Below are 18,568 nucleotides of genomic sequence, written 5' to 3' on the forward strand. Positions count from 1 at the left end.
GAAGGTAAAATGAAAGCAGATATAAAAAACGTAAGAATTTCTCACATAGTGACTGCTTTGCCGAAAACGGTAGTAGAAATTTCTTCGATGGCGAATGTGTTTGACCAAGATTTGGAGTCCATCATGAAACATACTGGAGTGGAACGCATTCATGTAGCTTCGGAATCGCAATGCACTTCAGATTTGAGTGAGGCAGCTGCAAATTATATTTTCGAAAATCTTGGAGTGAGTCGAGAATCTATAGGCGCAATAGTCTTTGTTTCCCAAACACCAGACTTTATCTTCCCACCAACTAGTACTTGCTTGCAAGATAGATTAAAACTTCGTCGTGATATTACTGCGTTTGATATCAATTATGGATGTTCTGGATTCATTTACGGTCTTTTTCAAGCGGCGATTCTTTTAAATTCCGCAAATATTGAGCGTGTACTTGTGTTAGCGGGGGACACATTGACTAGAACGATCAATCAGAGAGACCGTTCGCTTAGACTTCTCATAGGTGATGGTAGTAGTGCAACTATATTGGAGAAGGGTGAAGGTCGACTGTACTTTAATATAAAAACAGACGGCTCAGGCGCCCAACATGTAATATTACCCGCAGGTGGTTTTCGGAATCCAAAATCTGAGACAACCAAAATGGAACATGAAAAGGAGTTTGGAAATATCCGAAGTGATGAGAATTTTTTTATGAATGGAATGGAAGTGATGAACTTTGCTTTAAAAGAAATTCCACCTTTGATCAAAGAAACACTTAGCGATGTAAATTGGACAGATGCGGATGTAGGATTCTATGGTCTTCACCAAGCAAACAAATTTTTAATTGAGTATGTCTCCAAAAAGGCAAGGCTGGATGTGAATAAAGTTCCTATTTCAGTTCGAAACTTTGGCAATACAAGTCCAGCTACAATTCCCTTGATGTTGACCGATCAACATGAAAAATTAAGGCAGGAAGGGCGTCTGGAGAAGGCAATTCTATGCGGATTCGGTGTAGGTTTATCTTGGGGTGCTGTAACCGTTGATTTGAGTAAAACAGAATTCGTGGGGCCGATAGAAGTATAACTATGCAAAAATACCAGAGTATTCAAGTAGGTGATCGAGCAGAAATAAAGCACAGAGTTACCCAAAATGACATCGAGAAATTTATTGATTTAACAGGTGATGACAATCGTCTCCATCACGACCCGACTTTTGCAGAGAAAACTTCATTTAAAAAACCTGTCGCACATGGTATGTTAGGTGCATCATTTATTTCGACTATCATAGGTACGAAGTTACCTGGTGATGGAGCACTTTGGTTTTCCCAAACTCTAGAATTTTTATTACCTGTAAGAGTTGGCGATGAACTCACTATAAAAGCAGAAGTTACTAAGAAAATTGATAAGATTCAAGCAATCGAATTGCTAACAGAAATTTATAATCAGGACAAACAGAAAGTTACAACAGGTGTTGCGCAAGTAAAAGTAGTAGACTATATAACTGAGATTAAAGCTGAAACAGAATTGTTAAAAAAAGAAAAGATTGCTTTAGTCTTGGGTGGTACCGGGGGCATTGGAAGCGAAGTATGTAGGCTTTTGTCAGCGTCTGGATTTAAAGTTGCTATTCATTATCATTCTGGAAAAGATAGAGCGATTAAACTTCAAGAAAAATTAAAATCTAATAGTACACAGACAGCAATTGTAGAATGTAATCTGCAGGATGAGGCACAAACAAAAAATATGTTTGAGCAAGTAAAAAGAAAATTTGGTACTATAACAGCAGTGGTAAATTGTGCTACGATCAAGATACCAAATATAAAAATTGATTCATTGGAATGGAGCGACCTTCAAAAGCAAATAGATATTAATGTTAAAGCTAATTTCAATATAGTTCAATCTGTTCTTCCAATTATGGAAGAGAATAATTATGGTAAACTAGTATTCTTGACAACTCAATATACTGAGAGTACGCCTCCTCTTAATTTGGTTCCCTATGTTACTGCAAAGTATGCTTTGAATGGTTTTGTAAAATCTATAGCAGTTGAATTGGCTCCGAGGGGAATTTGTGCAAATTTAGTTTCACCGGGAATGACAGAAACCGACCTAATCGCAGACATTCCAGAGAAGGTTCGCTTAATTACGGCAGCCAAATCTCCCATCCAACGCCTCGCCAAACCTCAGGATGTTGCGAATGCTGTCCTATTTCTAGTTTCGGAAAGTTCAGATTATATGACGGGAGAAACAATTAGAGTCAATGGGGGGCAAGTGATGTTATGAAAGAAATGAAATTTTCAGACATTTTAAATGAAAATTCACTCTTGGCCCAAAAAATGACGGGAAAGCCGTTTCGAATTAGCATACTTTCCAATATCGTTACCACTCAAATCAATGAGATACTAGAGTACGCTCTTAGGTTGCAAAATATAAATGCGCAAGTAAGCGCTGGTGACTATGACAATATTGTCCAGGATTCAGCCAAGGTCTCTGATTCAGACTGTGTCATTGTATTTTGGGAAGTAGGCAATCTAGTCGATGGCTTTAGCTATAAGATTGCAAGTTATAATGATGACTATCTCAAATCGCTTCAAGAAAAAATTGAAAATGAATTGAGAATGGTGTTTTTAAATTTAAGTGGTAGACCTTTTGTTTTTTTTAATACGTTCACTGCGAATTTGTTTACCAATAATCATTTGGAAACCTCAAATCTTGATTTTTTTTGTGATAACCTCAATCAATTTTTACGAAGCAATGCACCAAATAACTTTCATTTGATCGATTTGAATCGTATTTTTGAAAAGATTTCCGTAAAACAAAGTGCGGATTGGCGTTTTTTTTATTCGTCTAAGGCTCTTTATACGGTAGATTTTTATAAGGAATATGTAGAACAGATTTCATTGTACATTCTATCTACCTATGGAAAAGCGAAGAAAGTAATTTGTCTGGATTGTGATAATACTCTATGGAAAGGAATTATCGGTGAGGATGGAATTTTTGGAATAGAATGTTCTGCCGATTCCAAATCTGGTATCTATTTTGAAGAGGTGCAATATCTACTTTTGGAATTAGCGAGAAATGGTGTTATTTTATGTTTGGTGAGTAAAAATAATGAGGAAGATGTAAACCAAGTATTCCAACAAAAAAAGGAAATGATTTTAAAAGAAGAACACATCGTTCTGAAAAAAATAAATTGGAATGATAAAGCATCAAACATTAAGGATATCGCAAAAGAATTGAATCTTGGCCTTGATAGTTTTGTCTTCATAGATGATTCAGATTTTGAAATAAATTTAGTAAGAGAGCAACTTCCAGAAGTTACTTCAATTCAAGTACCAAAAAAATTATATGAGTATCCACAATTGATAAGAAGTGTAACGAGGTTGTTCTTTAAAAAAAATACGTCTGTCGAGGATCAGAATAGGACAAAGCTCTATAAACAAGAATTGGAGAGAGATAGTTTAAAAAAATCCTTTGAAACAATAGATGATTATTTAAAATCCCTTAATTTAAAGTTAAGGATTCTTAAAAATGATTCCGAAACACTTCCTCGTATTGCGCAATTAACTCAAAAAACGAATCAATTTAATCTTACTACTTATCGATATACTGATGCAGACATTGAAAAATTCCATAAAGATCCGAATATTGATCTATTTGCTTTTAGTTTAGAGGATAAGTTTGGAGACTACGGTCTAACGGGTGTCTCGATTGTTAAATATGAGACAAATCTAGCTCAAATAGATACCTTTCTTATGAGTTGCCGGATACTTGGGAGAAAGGCAGAAGATGCATTTATACAATATCTATTGGAAGATATTAAGAATAAAGGTGTAAACTCGGTTAAAGCAGATTTTATAAAAACAGAGAAAAATCAGCAAGTGGAAAATCTGTATGAACGATTTGGTTTTCGTTTGGTGAACTCTCAGGCAGAGCATAAGAATTATTTTTTAGATTTGACGGAATATAATATTATTAAGTTGGAATATATCGAGGTTTTAAGTGGAAGATAAAGTCAAACAAATTATGGCAAAGGTTTTTGCAGTAGATATTTCACAAATAACGGAAGCAATTGCACCAGGAAAATTAAAAGCTTGGGATTCCATTCGACATATGAAAATGATATTGGCACTCGAAGAAGAGTTCGGGATTGAATTTGAGCCGGAAGAGATAGGCCAAATGCTCAATTTAAAATTGGTTTTGAATATTCTCTCTGAAAAAGTTTAAGATTCGATCTTTAGTAAATTAATCTCAGGATACATTATGGAAGCCCTTGACACCTTGTACAAAAGAATCCAAGAATTTGGAGATATGCCTGCAGTGTACTCTGGTGGGGAGACATTGACTTATTCTCAATTTGTCGATGAAATTGAAGTTTGGAGAAAGTCTCTTCGTCGGGATAATGTTGCACCCGGAACGGTTTGTGCTATCTATGGTGATTTCTCAAAAGATACCTGTGCCTTAATGTTTGCGATGATGATGGAAAGAATCATCTTAGTTCCCTTAACAACTTCTGTTGAGAAGGAGATGGAAGGTTTGAAATCAATTGCAGGTGTACAGGCAATGTATGATCTGCGAGAACCAAAACAAATTAAATTTACTTCTTATGATTCAGTTCCGCAAAATGATCTAGTAGAAGAGTTCAGGAAAAAAAATCGGGCTGGTTTAATCGTTTTTTCTTCAGGCTCGACTGGGAAACCAAAGGGTATTTTGCAGGATTGTGACAATGTTGCAAAAAAGTTTATCGAGAAACGTAGAGGATGGAAGACCGTCCTTTTTTTAATGATGGATCATTTTGGAGGTTTTAATACTTATCTTTCTACTTTCGCCTATGGGGGGACCGCTGTTTGTTTGAAGAGCCGTTCACCTGAAGATGTTCTATTTGCGATCCAAGACTCAGGCGCGACACTTCTACCAACAACGCCGACATTTATTAATCTTATGCTTGTTTCTGGTCTCTATCGTCATTTTAATTTATCGAGTGTGGAAATCATTACCTATGGTACAGAAGTTATGCCTGAAGCTACTCTCAAAAAGGTAAAAGAAATATTTCCAAATGCACAAATAAAACAAACGTATGGACTTTCAGAGTTAGGTGTATTGCGGTCGAAATCCGAAAGTGATTCATCTCTATGGATAAAGGTCGGTGGCGATGGTTTCCAAGTTAAGGTGGTGGATAATATACTTTGGATTAAGTCTGAGGCAAATATGGTTGGATATTTAAATGCACCTCAGCCATTTGATGAAGAGGGGTGGATGTCTACGGGTGATGAGGTAGAAGTTCAAGGTGAATACATTCGAATCATAGGTAGAAAGTCAGAAATGATAAACGTTGGAGGACAAAAGGTTTTTCCAGCAGAAGTAGAGTCTGTTCTTTTAGAAGCAGAAAATATAAAGCAGGCGACCGTTTATGGTGTAAAGCATCCTCTCATGGGAAATGTCGTAAATGCGCGGGTATCATTGTATGAAAGTGAAACTCCAGAACAATTGAGCATGAGGCTAAGAAAATATTGCTTAGAAAGATTGGCTCAGTTTAAAGTTCCGGTAAGGTTTATTATTGTAGAAGAAGAGAATCAAAGAAATGAGAGATTTAAAAAAGTAAGAAAAATTGAAGAAGCAGGATAAACAAAATGGGATTCAGATTAGCCGCCTTAGCTGATACTAAAAATCTATGGGATTTTTTTCTCAATCATCAGTTTACGGAAGAAGGAATTGATTTTGAAGATTTTGAATTGTTTGTCCAGAAGATGTACTTTGAAAATCCTCTCCGAAAACATTATCAAATAGTCGCTGAAGAAAACGGAAAACCTGTCGCGCATGAAGCAATTATTCCACTTTTGTATAAATTTAAAGAAAAGACTCTAGTACTTGGATTGGGTTCAAACACATTGATTCATGAAGAAAAGCGAGATATGTTTCTCTTTTTTCAGATGCAAAATTACTTTTTCTCAAATTATTCGAAATCTGGTATTGATTTCACTTATGGACTGGTGACTAGGCCAGATGTATTAAAGGTTCACCTGCGAACTGGCTATAAAAAGGTAGGTGCTGTTCACGTATATGCTCGTCCAATAAAGCTTCAAAAAATTATTAGCAAGGTTTTGAATCACAATGTAATTGCAAACATTTTCAATATTTTTTCACCTTTTGGTAATTTGATTTTAAGGTTTATTTTCAATGGTCGTAAAAAGTATCAGGTGTTAGATGTAGATTCTTTTGCTCCCAGCTGGGATCAAGACTTATCTGCAATGCTTTCTCAATTTGAAATAATTGCGATTAGAAATTCTGAAATTTTAAATTGGCGTTTTAAGAGTTTGCCCTATAGGAAGTATAAAATTTCAGTGGTTCTTCAAGAAGGGAAACTATTAGGTTATATTGTATATCGGAAGATGAAAATGCAGGAACTTGAATCAGTGGCAATCGTGGACTTTATGGCATTGCATAATATCAACGGTGTTATTCCATCTCTGCTAAAGCGAGTTCAAGAATTTGCTTTTGAATCCAATGTGGATTTAATTGCAACTATCGCAAATGAAACAAATCCATATTTAAAAGATCTCAAATCTTGCCTTTTTTTAAAGACACCTGAATCATTTACCTTAGTTGCAGATCAAAGAAAGGACTTAGATATCAAGATAAAGGAAGACTTATTTCCATTTTGGTATATAAATTGGTTTGATCACGACTTTGTTTGATACAAAATATGCATGATATTTATTTACTTGCGCATCAAGACGATGAGCTATTTTATTTACCTTCCCTAGTCCATAATTCAAACATTACAAACAGTTTATTTTATTTTTTAACGGATGGTTCTTTTTATGGAGCTAATCCGATTGAAAGAGATTTAGAGACAATAAGAGTACTTACTAGTATAGGTGTTCCGGAAAAGAATGTTATTTTTCTTCATGAAGAATTACCCATATTAGACACAAAGCTCGTGCATTCACTCGAGATAGTATTTAACTATCTCTCCAAAAGTTTTAAAAAATTGGAAGTAGCTAATCTATTTACACTTGATTGGGAGGGTGGTCATCCTGACCACGATGCATGTTTTTTACTCGGTGCCGCGCTATCAAAGACTTTTAAAAAGGATAACTTCTTTTCGATACCCTTGTACAATGCTTTTGAATCAAGAAAGCCTTTCTTTAAAGTGATGAGGCCGATTCGCAAAAGCAATGAATTGCTTCGAATAAAAATTCCTTTTAGAGTTGCTTGCAAAGTTCTTTTCTTAATCAAAAATTACCGTTCGCAATGGAAATCATGGCTTGGATTATTTCCATTTGTATTTATTCAAATACTGATTAATCGTTCTATAGTTCTTCTTCGTAATCAGCCTGGCTGGGTCTGTGAGCGTCCTCATCAGAGTGAGTTGTACTACGAAATGAGAAATTGGATACAATATGATCAGTTTATAGATGCTGCCCACCCATTCCTAAAAAAACACAATCTGGTGCGTTAAATATGAAGATAGCTGTAGTCATTCCTTCGTTTAGAGTTAAAAAACACATTCTGGACGTGATACGTTCGATAGGAAAAGAGGTGGAATTTATTTTTGTGGTGGATGATTGCTGCCCGGAAAGTTCTGGAGAATATGTTGTTAAGCATTGCAAAGATAAACGGGTGCAGGTTATCTTTCATAAACAAAACCAAGGTGTAGGCGGTGCAATGGTGACAGGGTACAAAGCCGCACTTGATAAAAATGCTGAAATAATTGTGAAGATAGATGGAGACGGACAAATGGATCCGAAGCTTCTTCCTTTATTTATTAAGCCAATTGTTGACGGGGAAGCTGACTATACAAAAGGAAACAGATTTTATAATCCGGATTTTCTGGCTCGTATGCCTAAATTGAGACTTATAGGCAACGGAGGCCTAAGTTTTATTAACAAATTGGTAAGTGGTTATTGGGATATAATGGATCCAACAAATGGCTATACTGCAATTCATAAGTTTGCTCTTCAAATGTTACCTCTCGATAAAATTGATAAACGATATTTTTTTGAAAGTGATATGTTATTCAGGCTTAATATAGCAAGGGCAGTTGTCACTGATATTCCAATGTTTGCAGTTTATGGAGAAGAGGAAAGTAACTTAAGAATAAAAAAAGTACTATTTGAATTCCCAGTGAAATATCTAAATAGATTGTTTAAAAGAATATTCTACAATTATTTTCTTCGTGATTTTAATCTTGGATCATTAGAGATTCTATTCGGGTTCTCGTTTTTCTCATTTGGAGTAATTTTTGGAATTAAACAATGGTTTCATGGCTATTACACAAATACAGAGGCTACTTCGGGAACAGTAATGGTAGCCGCACTGCCAATTATTTTAGGGTTTCAATTAGTACTTTCTGCACTTCAGTACGATGTACTAAGTATTCCAAAAAAAGCTTTAGTAAGAATTGGAAATAGATTTAAATAAATGAAATATGAATTTGAAGATAATCTTTCTAGAATTTCTTCTCTAGATAAATTTACAAAGTTTGAATACACGAACAATTCTCGTTTGGAAGGCTTATCCGTTGTTATTTTAAATTTAGACAAACCTGAATTCATTTTGCCCCTTGTGCAAATATTAGTGGAATCAAAAAAACACTTTAGAGAAAATAAACTCGAGTTAGAAATCCTAATCGGGGATACCGGATCTAAAGATCCATATGTTTTGGAAATGTACAAGAATGCTGAAATTAAGGTAATTAATGGATTAAAGTATCAATTTTCAAAAAATAATAATGAAGTAGCCTTCGCTCATTCAAAATGTAAATGGATTCTTTTTATGAATAACGATATCATTTTTGAGAATTCTCGGCTATTGTTTGATCTTTACAATTATGCAAAGGATTCAGAAAATTTAGGTATTGTAGGTCATGTTCTCTTGTTTCAAAATCAGTCTATCCAGCACCGAGGTATAGAGTTTCTGAGAATTAATCATGGTAGAGATTTTCTTCCTTATCACATTGACGGGGGAAAAAAGGAAGTAGTTTGCCCTAAGGAGAAGGATTTCCCAGCTACTACCGGTGCCTTTTTGATGATAGAGAGTAATCTATTTAAAATGGTGAATGGTTTTAATGAGAGGTATGAAAAGGAAGCCCAGGATATCGATTTGTGCCTGAAAATTAAGAGAATGGGATATGATATAAAAGTATTAAATCTTGCAAAAGTGTATCATTTTGAAAATGGTACTCGTGTTAAAGGAGAGGAAAGTACTTTTGATCGTGCACTTTTCGTTCGTCTTTGGTCAAGTTTTATCGAATCATCAATTTCCCAATGAAAATATTAATTTTAACTTATCGAATGGCCATGGGTTTTGGCGTGGATGTAGTTGTCGGAGAAACTGCAAGACGTTTTGTAAAAAAGGGTTTAGATGTTACAATCGGCGTAATTGATCAAGAGCCTGGAGTTTATGCCGACCTGAACATTAGAAAATTAGATTCATCTAATCCGGTATCAAAGTCATTCTTAATTGCAACTGATCCAGATGTTATCATTATTCATACTTTTCCTTTTTTTGAGCAGATAGACTACTTAAAAGACTTTGCCCCTGTCATATTTTGGGAACATGGTGATCCTAGTCCTGAACTTCAAGTAGATCCTGGAAAATCTTTTTTAGCGAATGAGAAACTACACAAAGCTACAAATGGGTACCCGAAGGCAAATGGAATCATCAGTATCTCGGAATTTATTGCTTCGGAAATAGGAGAGTTTGATTCGAAGATTATTTACAATGGCTCTGAACATATTCCATTATTTGAAAAACAGAAAAAGATTTCTGGTAATAATAAACTTCGAGTGGGTGTACTCAATAGAATAGGTCCAGGAGAAAACCGGTATAAAGGTATAGAAAGATACGAGAATTTGATACAAGCGGTACATAACCAAGATTCTTTCCAATTTTGTTTTGCTGGAAGGGGACGAGAAGAAGATGCCCAGGCGCTTATCAGTCAGAATATTGAAGTAAGGTTGAATCTTTCTGAGGAAGAGAAGCTAGAATATTTAAAAGGTCTAGACGTGTTTATTTCATTCAGTCTTTGGGAAGGATTTAACCTTCCTTTGGTTGAGGCAGCACGGCTTGGAAACGTTTGTTTGGCATTTGATACGGGAGCGCATCCAGAGGTTTGTCCTTTCGTTTTTGAGAACGTGGAATCAATGGCAAAATTTTTGGATATATTGGCTACCAACAACGGTTTGTTAAATAAGTATTCTAAAGATGCGCTCCTTTTTGTTTCTACCAAATTTAATTGGGATAGGGCGGCAGACCAGGCCTTTCAATACTTAAGAGAAGTTTATTTGCGTGATACGCGAGTACGTAATGTCTCTTTCATGAAAAGACTTAATATTTTATACCATTTTTCAATGTATTATTTTTATCGATTAAATTTGGGTATAACTGGATCAGTAAAGTTTTTAAAAGAACATGGATATCGTGATTTTGTGCTCTTACTGAAACGGAAGATCGCATCTATTTTTTTCTCCCTTCGGTAAAATAGAAATTGATGCTTCGTTCGAAAATACTACTTATAAGTATTGTTCTGTTACTTTCGTCAATCAGCGGGCTCTATTTTTATACGCTGTGGAATGGCGAGGAAATATTACCTGGTTTTGGTTTGGATCCGTTTTTTTGTCTTTTTATCATAAAATCCAATGCTAACCATCTTTTATCTCTTCAAGTTACAGATATCCTATCACCGAATTTTTTCTATCCGAACAAATACACTTTGGGTTTTTCTGATCCACTTTTTTTTCATAGTATATTATTTATTTTGGCAAAGACATTCAATACTTCAAATGCATTTGCAATTGGATTTGTATATATATTCTTCTTTGCTTTAAATTGGTATTTCGCATTTTATTTGTTTTTTCTAATCAATAATCGAATCTTTTTATCAATTTGTTTTTCTTGGATATTTGCTTTTTCGCTTTATTTCCAAGTGCAATCTGCACATTACCAGAATCTTTGTATCTTCCCATTTTTAATGCTCCTAATTCCGATCATTAATCCTTGGCTAGGTGCATTCCGAATGTTCTTTTTTCCTTTTATAGCCTTTGTTATTTTAGGTACGACGAACTTATATTTTTTGGTGTATGGTATTTTTTTGTTTGTATCAGGAATTGGGATGCGGATTGTACATGCATCCTTTAGATTCAATTCAAAGTTACTTCCTTCACTTTTCGGATTCTCATTCGCCTTTATCTTAATCTCTCCTGTTCTTCTCTTTTATATCAATATGAAGAATCTTTATCCTGAAATTGCGGGTGCACGGAATTTCGAAGAGAAGCTATTTTTCTCGGTAAGGCCTTGGGATTACTTTCGCAATATCTATTTGCCTGATTTTTTTCTATCGGCTAAATCCTTTTTTAGGCCTCAGGAATTCGAGAGAGGTGTTTTTTCTGGTTTTATGATCTACTTAGGTTTTCTGTATGCAATGTTTTATGAACGAATACATAAGAAGCCAAGGATACATTTCTTAATTCATTTTTCACTTTTTTTACTATGTTTGGCAGTTTTTTTATGCAGTGGACCACTCTTATTCCCACAAATCTTTCCAATTCTTGAAACCATTATCCCAGGTTTATCTGAAATTCGAGCAGTAGGTCGAGGTGCCTTCCTTTTGCATATAGCCTTGTTTTTGATCGTGTATCGCTTTTTATCTCGCCTTGTAAATAGTGGAAATATAAAGAGACTTGTATTGGTATCCTTTTTGGTTATCATGTTTTTTGAGCGATGGAGTTCTGATTATTTGAATCGAAGCGAGAGATATAGAGACAAACAATCGTTAGAGGTCATCGATTTATTGGACTCTATGACGCTTAAAATAACTGATTCGGATTCTTTTCTATTCATAACCAAAGACGGTGGGGAAATGATAAGAACCCCTCTTTTGTTAGGAATTGAACGAAATATTACTATGGTGAATGGATACTCAGGGTACCAACCCAAGGAGTGGAAGTACTTTTCTATGATGGTTGAGGACCATATAAACTGTTCGGAAGCATTCCAAAAAAATGAATTTCTTTTGTTGCATAGTAAATATTTAATCATTGAGAAATCACTTCCTATCAACAAAACATGCGATCGTTTCCAAACAGAGTATCGTATTTTAAATGAGAGCAACCGCTTTCAAGTTTTAGTTCGAAACATTTAGGCTATATGAGAGAGGGTTTACGATTAGTTTTTTTATTATTTCAAAAGGGATTAAATTTCCTCTTAGGATTGTTTGGATTACAGGCTGAAATCAAGCTAGTCAGAACTTCCAATGGAAAAGCAGATCATTTTTTCTATCTCCGCCCAATTGATTTTGAGATTGGTGAGCTATCGCCGAGAGTGAATCTCTTGATTCCTTACATGGCTAGAGATGAATCAATTTTTGCAGGCACAAGGATGGTCCTTGCTCTTGGTGCTAGTTTGGTAAATGCAAATATTCCCATTCGTTTTTTGGTGACAGACGAATTGTATCGGGAAGGAATTGAAACAAAGGCTTTGGAACAGTTCATTCAGTACTTTCCTGAAACAAAAGATCAGAATATAAAAATAGAATATGTGCAGAGATCAAATGGAAAACAAGTAAAGGTAAATAAAGATGATTTATTCCTAGCATCTGCCTGGTGGACAGTTTACCAAATGAGACAGTTGTTTGATGATACAAAATTTTCCTTCAAAAGGTTATTTTATCTTATACAAGATTTTGAGCCTGGATTTTATCCTTGGGGAACGGATTTTGCATTAGCGTACCAAACATACTCATTCGATGTTTTGCCCATTTTTTCGACTTCGGAATTGAGAGATTATTTTTTTAGTATCTATGGCAATCGGTTTTCTCGGGAGGAAACAGCGGTTTATCTCCCTGAGATCAGTAAAAAGATTTTTTATCCTAAAGATCTTCCTTCCTACAAAAGACAAGGAATAAGACGTTTGTTCTGTTATTATCGGCCCTCCATCCCTCGCAATATGTACCTATTGCTTGTTGAGTCTTTAAAAGCTGCTGTGAGTGAGGGTTATTTTTCTGAAGAAAAGTGGGAGTTTTGGTCCGGTGGAGAAGACCATTCACCTATCCCTCTTGGAAGAAATTTATTTTTGCAATCAAAGGGAAAAATGTCCCTAATGGACTATGCAAATTTTTTAAAAGATTGTGATTTAGGTATCTCACTTATGTGCTCACCTCATCCGAGTTATCCGCCTTTTGAAATGGCACAGTCTGGCTTAGTCACAATTACGAATCGATTCTTGGGAAAGGATTTATCCAAGCTCAGTAAGAACATTTTGAGCTGTGATCCAGAACCAAATGCCCTGAAAGCAACAATTCAGAAAGCCATCCAAAGAGTCTCTTCTTTTGAAGAAAGAATTAAAAACTCCTCTTTGCCCTTCCCGGATAACTATTTGGACTGTTTTTCTGAAGCAGTGCAGTTTATTAAGACCTTTAGGACCTTCCCTTGAATACTAAAGAATTCATTAAACTTTGTTTGCACAAAATAACAGAATTCATTGCACCAATTTACTTCTATCGTAAAGCACTCAACATTGGCAAGGGTCTATCGAACGCAAAGATTATTTTTCTTTTGTATGAGATAGACAAAAAGAGAAATGAGTCTCATTGGAAGATTTTTTTCAAAAACATCAGAAAGTTTGCGGGTTTTGCATGCTATGAGATCGGGAGCAAGAATTACCTTGAGTTTTTAGAGCAGAAAAAAACTGAAGATTTGAATCATTTTGTATGGTTTGAGGCAAAGGATTTGATTCCATTGTTAGGAGGATTTACCGATGAAGTGTTGTGTAATTTACCTCCCTCGATTAAGCTCATTTATTTTGATACATTCAATACAAAGCATAAAAAACCTTTTTTTAAACCAGGTCCATCACCTGAATATTTCGAAGATTTTGATTATTTAGAAGGAGCGTTTCTCATTCCGCTTGCGGAATTCCGAAATAATAAAGAGAAGATACAAAAGGATTTAGCAGGGTATATTAAAAGTTTTGTTTCCGAGTATTCTTTTAATCAAAACTCAGTCGCTCATATTCCAAGGATTGCCTTCTCAGTGGATCGAGACTACCATTCCTCCCAAAAGGTTTTATCTTCCCAAGAAGATAAACCAAAGTCTTTCGTTAAAAAACCGTTGGTTTCAATCCTTATACCATTCCGAGATAGACCAGAATTGCTTAAAGTGGCAGTGGATTCTATTTTGGAAAAGAGCTCCTACTCAAATTACGAAATCATATTGATCTCAAATCAAAGTAAAGAGAAGGAAACTCTTGACCTGATTCATTTCTATACTAAGAACAATCCGAATATAAAAAAATTAGAATATGATAGTATTTTTAATTTCTCGGCAATCAATAACTATGCTGCTAAACAAGTAAACGGGGAGTATTTACTTTTTCTAAACAATGATACAGAAGTCATTTCAAGTCATTTTTTGGAAGGAATGCTGGAGTATGCTTCCAAGGCAAAAATTGGTTTGGTAGGACCTAAACTGCTTTTTCCAGATGGTACGATCCAACATGCAGGAATCATATTAGGATTAACCGGTATGGCTGAACATGCCTTCAAATTCCAAAAAGATAGCGATGAATTTACAGCATTTGGATTTCCGAATTCTATAAGAAATTACTTAAGTGTGACAGCTGCTTGCGCTATGGTTTCCAAGAAGAAATTTTGGGAAGTAGGTGGCTTCAATGAAAGTCTCACTGTTTGTGGCAATGATGTAAATTTAGGGATAAAGTTATTTGAAAAAGGATACCGAAATGTTTACCTTCCGCATATCTCTCTTTTTCATTTTGAATCTAAATCTAGGAAAAACACAAAGATTCCAGATGGAGATTTCATTGAGTCGATGAAATCCTATAAAAGGTATCTCGAGGAGGGAGATCCTTATTTTAATCAGAATTTAGATTATAAATTTCCATGGCTATCATATAATATGAGTTCGGTTCCCGCTCATTTGCGTAATCTGGAAAGACTGAAGCGCTTAAAGCCTGTTTTATTCGAATAGATGTTAGAAACGACATTTGCAATTAGTATAGCTTACTATCCAGATGTTAGATGGTACGAGCAATTAAAAGAGTTAAAAAGACAGAATCTCAAAGTGATTCTTGTCTGTAATTCTCAAGTGGATCGGAAATCCGTAGAGGAGCTGTGTTTCCGTCAGATCCAAAATGATAGCAACGTGGGTCTTGCTCATGCGGTAAACCAAGGTGTATCGTTTGCTCTTGAAAAGGGAGCAACACAATTTTTTCTCTTCGACCAAGATAGCATCCCTGATAAACATTTTGTAGCGACAATGCTTTCTTGTTTGCAGGATTTGCAAAGACAGAAAGGAAAAATAGCCTGTTTGGGTAGCTTAGTGGTCAATGAAACAAACGAATCTATTTGGCCCTATCCATTGCGATTAGGTGGAAAACTCCAGTTTGTGAATACAATAGGAGAGGCGCCTATTCCCATAGATTTTGCTATTTCTTCTGGCACCCTCATCCCTGCAGAGGTTTGGAAGGAAGTTGGTCCTTACCGGGAAGACTTTTTTATCGATGGTTTAGACATTGAATGGGGGTATCGAGCCTTACATTTTGGCTATCAGTCTTTTATAAATTTTAAATCCTCTCTATTCCATCGTTTGGGGGAAAATACAAAACCGCTCTATCCCTTTTCTAAAACGAAAGTAATCGTACATACGCCTATTAGGCGATATTATATTTATAGAAATCTTGTTTGGATGATGGGAATGGGATGGATCCCGAAAGATTTTAAAATTCATTATGTACGCAAATTGACTAGGTATCTGCTCTGGATATTTGCATCTCCACACCAGTGGAGTTCAATTCCAAAATTATTGCAAGGATTCTGGGATGCTGTGTTCCGTTCTCGTAAGCCCATAAAGAATTCCTAAGCAAAAGGCCTTGATTTTTTTCTCTCTTCCAGTTTCGAAGAGTAGGGTTCTCGTCGTGTCGACACAAAAATTAATGAGATCCAAAAAGAACCAATCAGGCAAAATCCTTGCATACTTTATCCAAGTCCAGATTCGATTTCGTGTCATAAAAAACTTACGTAAGCTAGAATGGTTGGTGGGAGATACCTCAAAAAAGAAGAAACGTGAGATAGATTTTTCACCTAACTGATGCCTTAATTGAACATTCTTTACTACAGAAACTCTGTATCCTGCCTTACGCACACGAAGGCAGTATTCTATATCAATATAATCGATAAAATACCTATCTTCAAAAAGACCACAAGATTGGATGATGTGTATGGGGATCATACTTCCCGATGCAATGATGGTATTGACTTCCCTTAAGCTGGTTTCTTCGGAAGTAAAAGATCTTCTCTGCCAGAAGAATTTGGACTTCACCCAGTAGGATTGTTTTGCACCCGAGGTGTGCACAATATCTGGACCAACGATTCCACACTTTGGATCCTCGATGAGAAAAGATTTTAAACTGTCAATAGCTCCCTTCGAGAGATGTGAGTCATCATCCAGGAATAGAATATATTTACACCCAATGGTTTTTGCGATTTCGATTCCTTGGTTTTGGGCCGAGGCCAAGCCTATGTTATCCGAATTTAGATGAATGTGAAGCTGTCTTTTATGCTTTAATTGGATAGTCTTCAATTTTTCCAATAGTTCTTTGGAAATTCCATTGCTGATTAAGATAATGTGAGTCTTCTCTAAACAAAGATCCTTTAGCATACTTAGAAATTCTAATTCGGTGTGGTACAAAACAATGATGGTGGCGACATCTAATACCATTTGTACCCCCATTTGTTAAAGTAATGAAGCATACTCCTTAAAAAGATGAAGAATAATTTCAGCGATCGATGAGATCCTCTTTGGTATTCATGGGTAACTTCTATCCTAGGCTCAAAAAATACTTTATAACCTAGGCCTCGGCACCGTCTGCAAAGGTCAGCATCCTCGAAATAGAGAAAAAAATCTGAGTCAAATCCATTCAGTCTTTCATACACGGCTGTCGGTATGAATAGAAAACAACCTGATAGGAATTCGATTTCCTGTCTTTGTTGGTATTGAAACTCTACCATTTCATAGCGTTCGATGGCTGCTTTGACAAAAGCTAGTTTTGCAAATAAAGGGAATCGTCTCCCAAGCAGGGCAAATACGGATGGATCCATTTTGTTGAGTCTCTGTAGATTTCCATTCGGAAAAAAAACTTTGGGACCGAGTAGACCTAAGTTGGAAATATCTTCCGCGGATTCCAAGCAGAGTTGAAAGGTATCTGATTTGATGTAGAGGTCAGGATTTAAGATAAGGAAGAATTCAGAATCCTTTGCAAATTGAAATGCGAAATTATTCCCACCTCCAAAACCATCGTTGATATCGCCACGGTAAATGTACTTCCATTTGGTTCTGTTACTAAAGAGTTTTTCATATTTTTGATCGGGTGAATGATCAATGAAAACCCCTTTCCATGAAACTTTCTGCATCTCCACAGAATCAATGCATTTTGAAATGATTTCGAAAGGAGTATTATAACAAACTATACTAACTGTGATTTGGGCCACTATGTCCAATGTATCTGCATCATTTTTTAGATAGAACTATTTTATTACATTGACTGAGGTCCTTTCTAAAAAATCATATTGATCGAGTTGCAATCTCTATGAAAAAGATCTTTGTGTCTACCTACCCGTATGGAAAGATTGATGACACACCTCTGCGAATTTTGCAGTCCACAACTGGAATCCAAATTGCTTTCAATCCTTATAACAGAAAATTATCGAAGAAAGAGATTGCGTCATTGGCAATCGATGCCGATGTATTGATTGCTGGTACAGAAGACCTTAGCCAATTGATCCAAGAAAGTGCATCCTTAAGGATGATTTCTCGTGTCGGGATTGGTCTTGATAGTGTTGATCTGTGGAGTTGTCGAGAAAAGGGGATTCGCGTTTCCTATACACCGGATGCTGTGACCATGGCAGTTGCCGAATTTACAATCGGTTTGATCTTAAGCCTAACAAGAAAGATCGCGCGAGCTGACAGAGAGATACGGAAAGGTGATTGGTTTCGCCACCAAGGAAAGAGGTTAGAGGATACAAATATTGGACTTATCGGTTTTGGACGAGTAGGTAGAAGTGTTGCTCGTTTACTTGCACCCTTTCGAACAAAACTTTTGGTGAATGACCTAAGTCTGGAGAAAGATGCGATGGAAGAATTTTCCAGACAAGGCCAAGATATCAAATTCGTAGAAAAAGATGTAATCTTTCAATCCTCCGATATCATATCTTTACATGTCCCTTACTATTCCAAAACAAAACATCTAATCAACAATGAGACTCTTTCTCTCATGAAGAATAGTACGTATCTCATCAATACCGCTCGAGGAGAATTGATAGAGGAGGAAGCACTCTACAAAGCCATCCATGATAAAACGATTGCTGGTGCTGCATTGGATGTGTTTACCGAGGAACCATACCTCGGTAAATTGACAGGTTTAGAGGATGTCCTTCTCACGCAACATATGGGCTCTTGTTCGTTCGATTGTAGATTAGCAATGGAGACGCAAGCAGCAGAAGAGGCAATTCGGTTTTTAGAAGGTAAGCCCTTAGTTCGAGAAGTACCAGAACATGAATACCAATACCAGAAATGATAAATAAG

Annotated in this window: 17 protein-coding genes; 15 read left to right on the top strand and 2 right to left on the bottom strand. The window is 35.9% G+C overall.

From position 1 onward, the window contains the following. Positions 1-9 precede the first annotated feature (9 nt). From DI060_RS01760 to DI060_RS01825, 14 genes are read left to right on the top strand one after another with little or no spacing between them, the layout of a single operon-like run. Positions 10-1,059 carry a ketoacyl-ACP synthase III gene (locus DI060_RS01760; RefSeq protein ID WP_108973076.1) on the top strand — a complete coding sequence of 350 codons (1,050 nt, stop codon included), beginning with the start codon at positions 10-12 and terminating at the stop codon, positions 1,057-1,059. 2 nt (positions 1,060-1,061) lie between these two features. Beyond that, a complete protein-coding gene (locus tag DI060_RS01765) occupies positions 1,062-2,252 on the top strand; it encodes an SDR family oxidoreductase (protein ID WP_108973077.1) in 1,191 nt (396 codons plus the stop codon). After that, positions 2,249-3,982 (top strand): HAD-IIIC family phosphatase, encoded by a 1,734-nt coding sequence (locus DI060_RS01770; protein WP_108973080.1) that lies wholly within the window; start codon positions 2,249-2,251, stop codon positions 3,980-3,982. The genes DI060_RS01765 and DI060_RS01770 overlap by 4 nt, the downstream gene beginning before the upstream one ends. Continuing rightward, positions 3,972-4,196 (top strand): acyl carrier protein, encoded by a 225-nt coding sequence (locus DI060_RS01775; protein ID WP_108973082.1) that lies wholly within the window; start codon positions 3,972-3,974, stop codon positions 4,194-4,196. Before DI060_RS01770 ends, DI060_RS01775 begins: the two co-directional genes overlap by 11 nt. Before the next feature lie 36 nt (positions 4,197-4,232). Next, entirely contained in the window at positions 4,233-5,594 is a 1,362-nt protein-coding gene (locus DI060_RS01780) for an ANL family adenylate-forming protein (RefSeq protein ID WP_108973085.1), read from the top strand. A gap of 5 nt (positions 5,595-5,599) precedes the next feature. Beyond that, a complete protein-coding gene (locus DI060_RS01785; protein WP_108973087.1) occupies positions 5,600-6,664 on the top strand; it encodes a hypothetical protein in 1,065 nt (354 codons plus the stop codon). Between the two features lie 8 nt (positions 6,665-6,672). Continuing rightward, a complete protein-coding gene (locus DI060_RS01790; RefSeq protein ID WP_108973089.1) occupies positions 6,673-7,431 on the top strand; it encodes a PIG-L deacetylase family protein in 759 nt (252 codons plus the stop codon). Between the two features lie 2 nt (positions 7,432-7,433). Next, positions 7,434-8,393 carry a glycosyltransferase family 2 protein gene (locus DI060_RS01795; RefSeq protein WP_108973091.1) on the top strand — a complete coding sequence of 320 codons (960 nt, stop codon included), beginning with the start codon at positions 7,434-7,436 and terminating at the stop codon, positions 8,391-8,393. After that, positions 8,394-9,242 carry a glycosyltransferase gene (locus DI060_RS01800; protein ID WP_108973093.1) on the top strand — a complete coding sequence of 283 codons (849 nt, stop codon included), beginning with the start codon at positions 8,394-8,396 and terminating at the stop codon, positions 9,240-9,242. It abuts the gene before it with no gap. Further along, positions 9,239-10,453 (top strand): glycosyltransferase family 4 protein, encoded by a 1,215-nt coding sequence (locus tag DI060_RS01805; protein WP_135354973.1) that lies wholly within the window; start codon positions 9,239-9,241, stop codon positions 10,451-10,453. Before DI060_RS01800 ends, DI060_RS01805 begins: the two co-directional genes overlap by 4 nt. 11 nt (positions 10,454-10,464) lie before the next feature. Continuing rightward, on the top strand, positions 10,465-12,114 hold the full coding sequence (locus DI060_RS01810) for a hypothetical protein (protein ID WP_108973098.1): 1,650 nt from the start codon (positions 10,465-10,467) through the stop codon (positions 12,112-12,114). 5 nt (positions 12,115-12,119) lie between these two features. Then, entirely contained in the window at positions 12,120-13,403 is a 1,284-nt protein-coding gene (locus DI060_RS01815; RefSeq protein WP_108973100.1) for a rhamnosyltransferase WsaF family glycosyltransferase, read from the top strand. Further along, positions 13,400-14,956 carry a glycosyltransferase family 2 protein gene (locus tag DI060_RS01820; RefSeq protein WP_108973102.1) on the top strand — a complete coding sequence of 519 codons (1,557 nt, stop codon included), beginning with the start codon at positions 13,400-13,402 and terminating at the stop codon, positions 14,954-14,956. Before DI060_RS01815 ends, DI060_RS01820 begins: the two co-directional genes overlap by 4 nt. Continuing rightward, positions 14,957-15,847: a glycosyltransferase family 2 protein gene (locus DI060_RS01825; protein ID WP_108973104.1), complete on the top strand. Its 891-nt coding sequence runs from the start codon at positions 14,957-14,959 to the stop codon at positions 15,845-15,847. Here the strand turns inward: DI060_RS01825 and DI060_RS01830 are convergent. Beyond that, positions 15,788-16,705: a glycosyltransferase gene (locus DI060_RS01830; RefSeq protein WP_167836881.1), complete on the bottom strand. Its 918-nt coding sequence runs from the start codon at positions 16,703-16,705 to the stop codon at positions 15,788-15,790. The genes DI060_RS01825 and DI060_RS01830 overlap by 60 nt on opposite strands. Further along, the gene (locus DI060_RS01835) at positions 16,696-17,475 is read right to left on the bottom strand and encodes a glycosyltransferase (protein WP_244594274.1); all 780 of its coding nucleotides are present in this window, start codon (positions 17,473-17,475) and stop codon (positions 16,696-16,698) included. The genes DI060_RS01830 and DI060_RS01835 overlap by 10 nt, the downstream gene beginning before the upstream one ends. 92 nt (positions 17,476-17,567) lie before the next feature. Here DI060_RS01835 and DI060_RS01840 point away from each other — a divergent pair, with 92 nt between their 5' ends. Next, on the top strand, positions 17,568-18,560 hold the full coding sequence (locus DI060_RS01840; RefSeq protein ID WP_167836908.1) for a phosphoglycerate dehydrogenase: 993 nt from the start codon (positions 17,568-17,570) through the stop codon (positions 18,558-18,560). The last annotated feature ends 8 nt before the right edge of the window (positions 18,561-18,568 follow it).

Source organism: Leptospira ryugenii, from assembly GCF_003114855.1.
In the GTDB taxonomy this organism is placed as follows: Bacteria; Spirochaetota; Leptospiria; order Leptospirales; family Leptospiraceae; genus Leptospira_A; species Leptospira_A ryugenii.

Excerpts from the sequence above, each read along its gene's own strand:
- DI060_RS01760 (WP_108973076.1), top strand. The coding sequence starts at position 10 with ATGAAAGCAGATATAAAAAACGTAAGAATTTCTCACATAGTGACTGCT.
- DI060_RS01765 (WP_108973077.1), top strand. The coding sequence starts at position 1,062 with ATGCAAAAATACCAGAGTATTCAAGTAGGTGATCGAGCAGAAATAAAG.
- DI060_RS01770 (WP_108973080.1), top strand. The coding sequence starts at position 2,249 with ATGAAAGAAATGAAATTTTCAGACATTTTAAATGAAAATTCACTCTTG.
- DI060_RS01780 (WP_108973085.1), top strand. The coding sequence starts at position 4,233 with ATGGAAGCCCTTGACACCTTGTACAAAAGAATCCAAGAATTTGGAGAT.
- DI060_RS01785 (WP_108973087.1), top strand. The coding sequence starts at position 5,600 with ATGGGATTCAGATTAGCCGCCTTAGCTGATACTAAAAATCTATGGGAT.
- DI060_RS01790 (WP_108973089.1), top strand. The coding sequence starts at position 6,673 with ATGCATGATATTTATTTACTTGCGCATCAAGACGATGAGCTATTTTAT.
- DI060_RS01795 (WP_108973091.1), top strand. The coding sequence starts at position 7,434 with ATGAAGATAGCTGTAGTCATTCCTTCGTTTAGAGTTAAAAAACACATT.
- DI060_RS01800 (WP_108973093.1), top strand. The coding sequence starts at position 8,394 with ATGAAATATGAATTTGAAGATAATCTTTCTAGAATTTCTTCTCTAGAT.
- DI060_RS01805 (WP_135354973.1), top strand. The coding sequence starts at position 9,239 with ATGAAAATATTAATTTTAACTTATCGAATGGCCATGGGTTTTGGCGTG.
- DI060_RS01810 (WP_108973098.1), top strand. The coding sequence starts at position 10,465 with ATGCTTCGTTCGAAAATACTACTTATAAGTATTGTTCTGTTACTTTCG.
- DI060_RS01815 (WP_108973100.1), top strand. The coding sequence starts at position 12,120 with ATGAGAGAGGGTTTACGATTAGTTTTTTTATTATTTCAAAAGGGATTA.
- DI060_RS01825 (WP_108973104.1), top strand. The coding sequence starts at position 14,957 with ATGTTAGAAACGACATTTGCAATTAGTATAGCTTACTATCCAGATGTT.
- DI060_RS01830 (WP_167836881.1), bottom strand. The coding sequence starts at position 16,705 with ATGGTATTAGATGTCGCCACCATCATTGTTTTGTACCACACCGAATTA.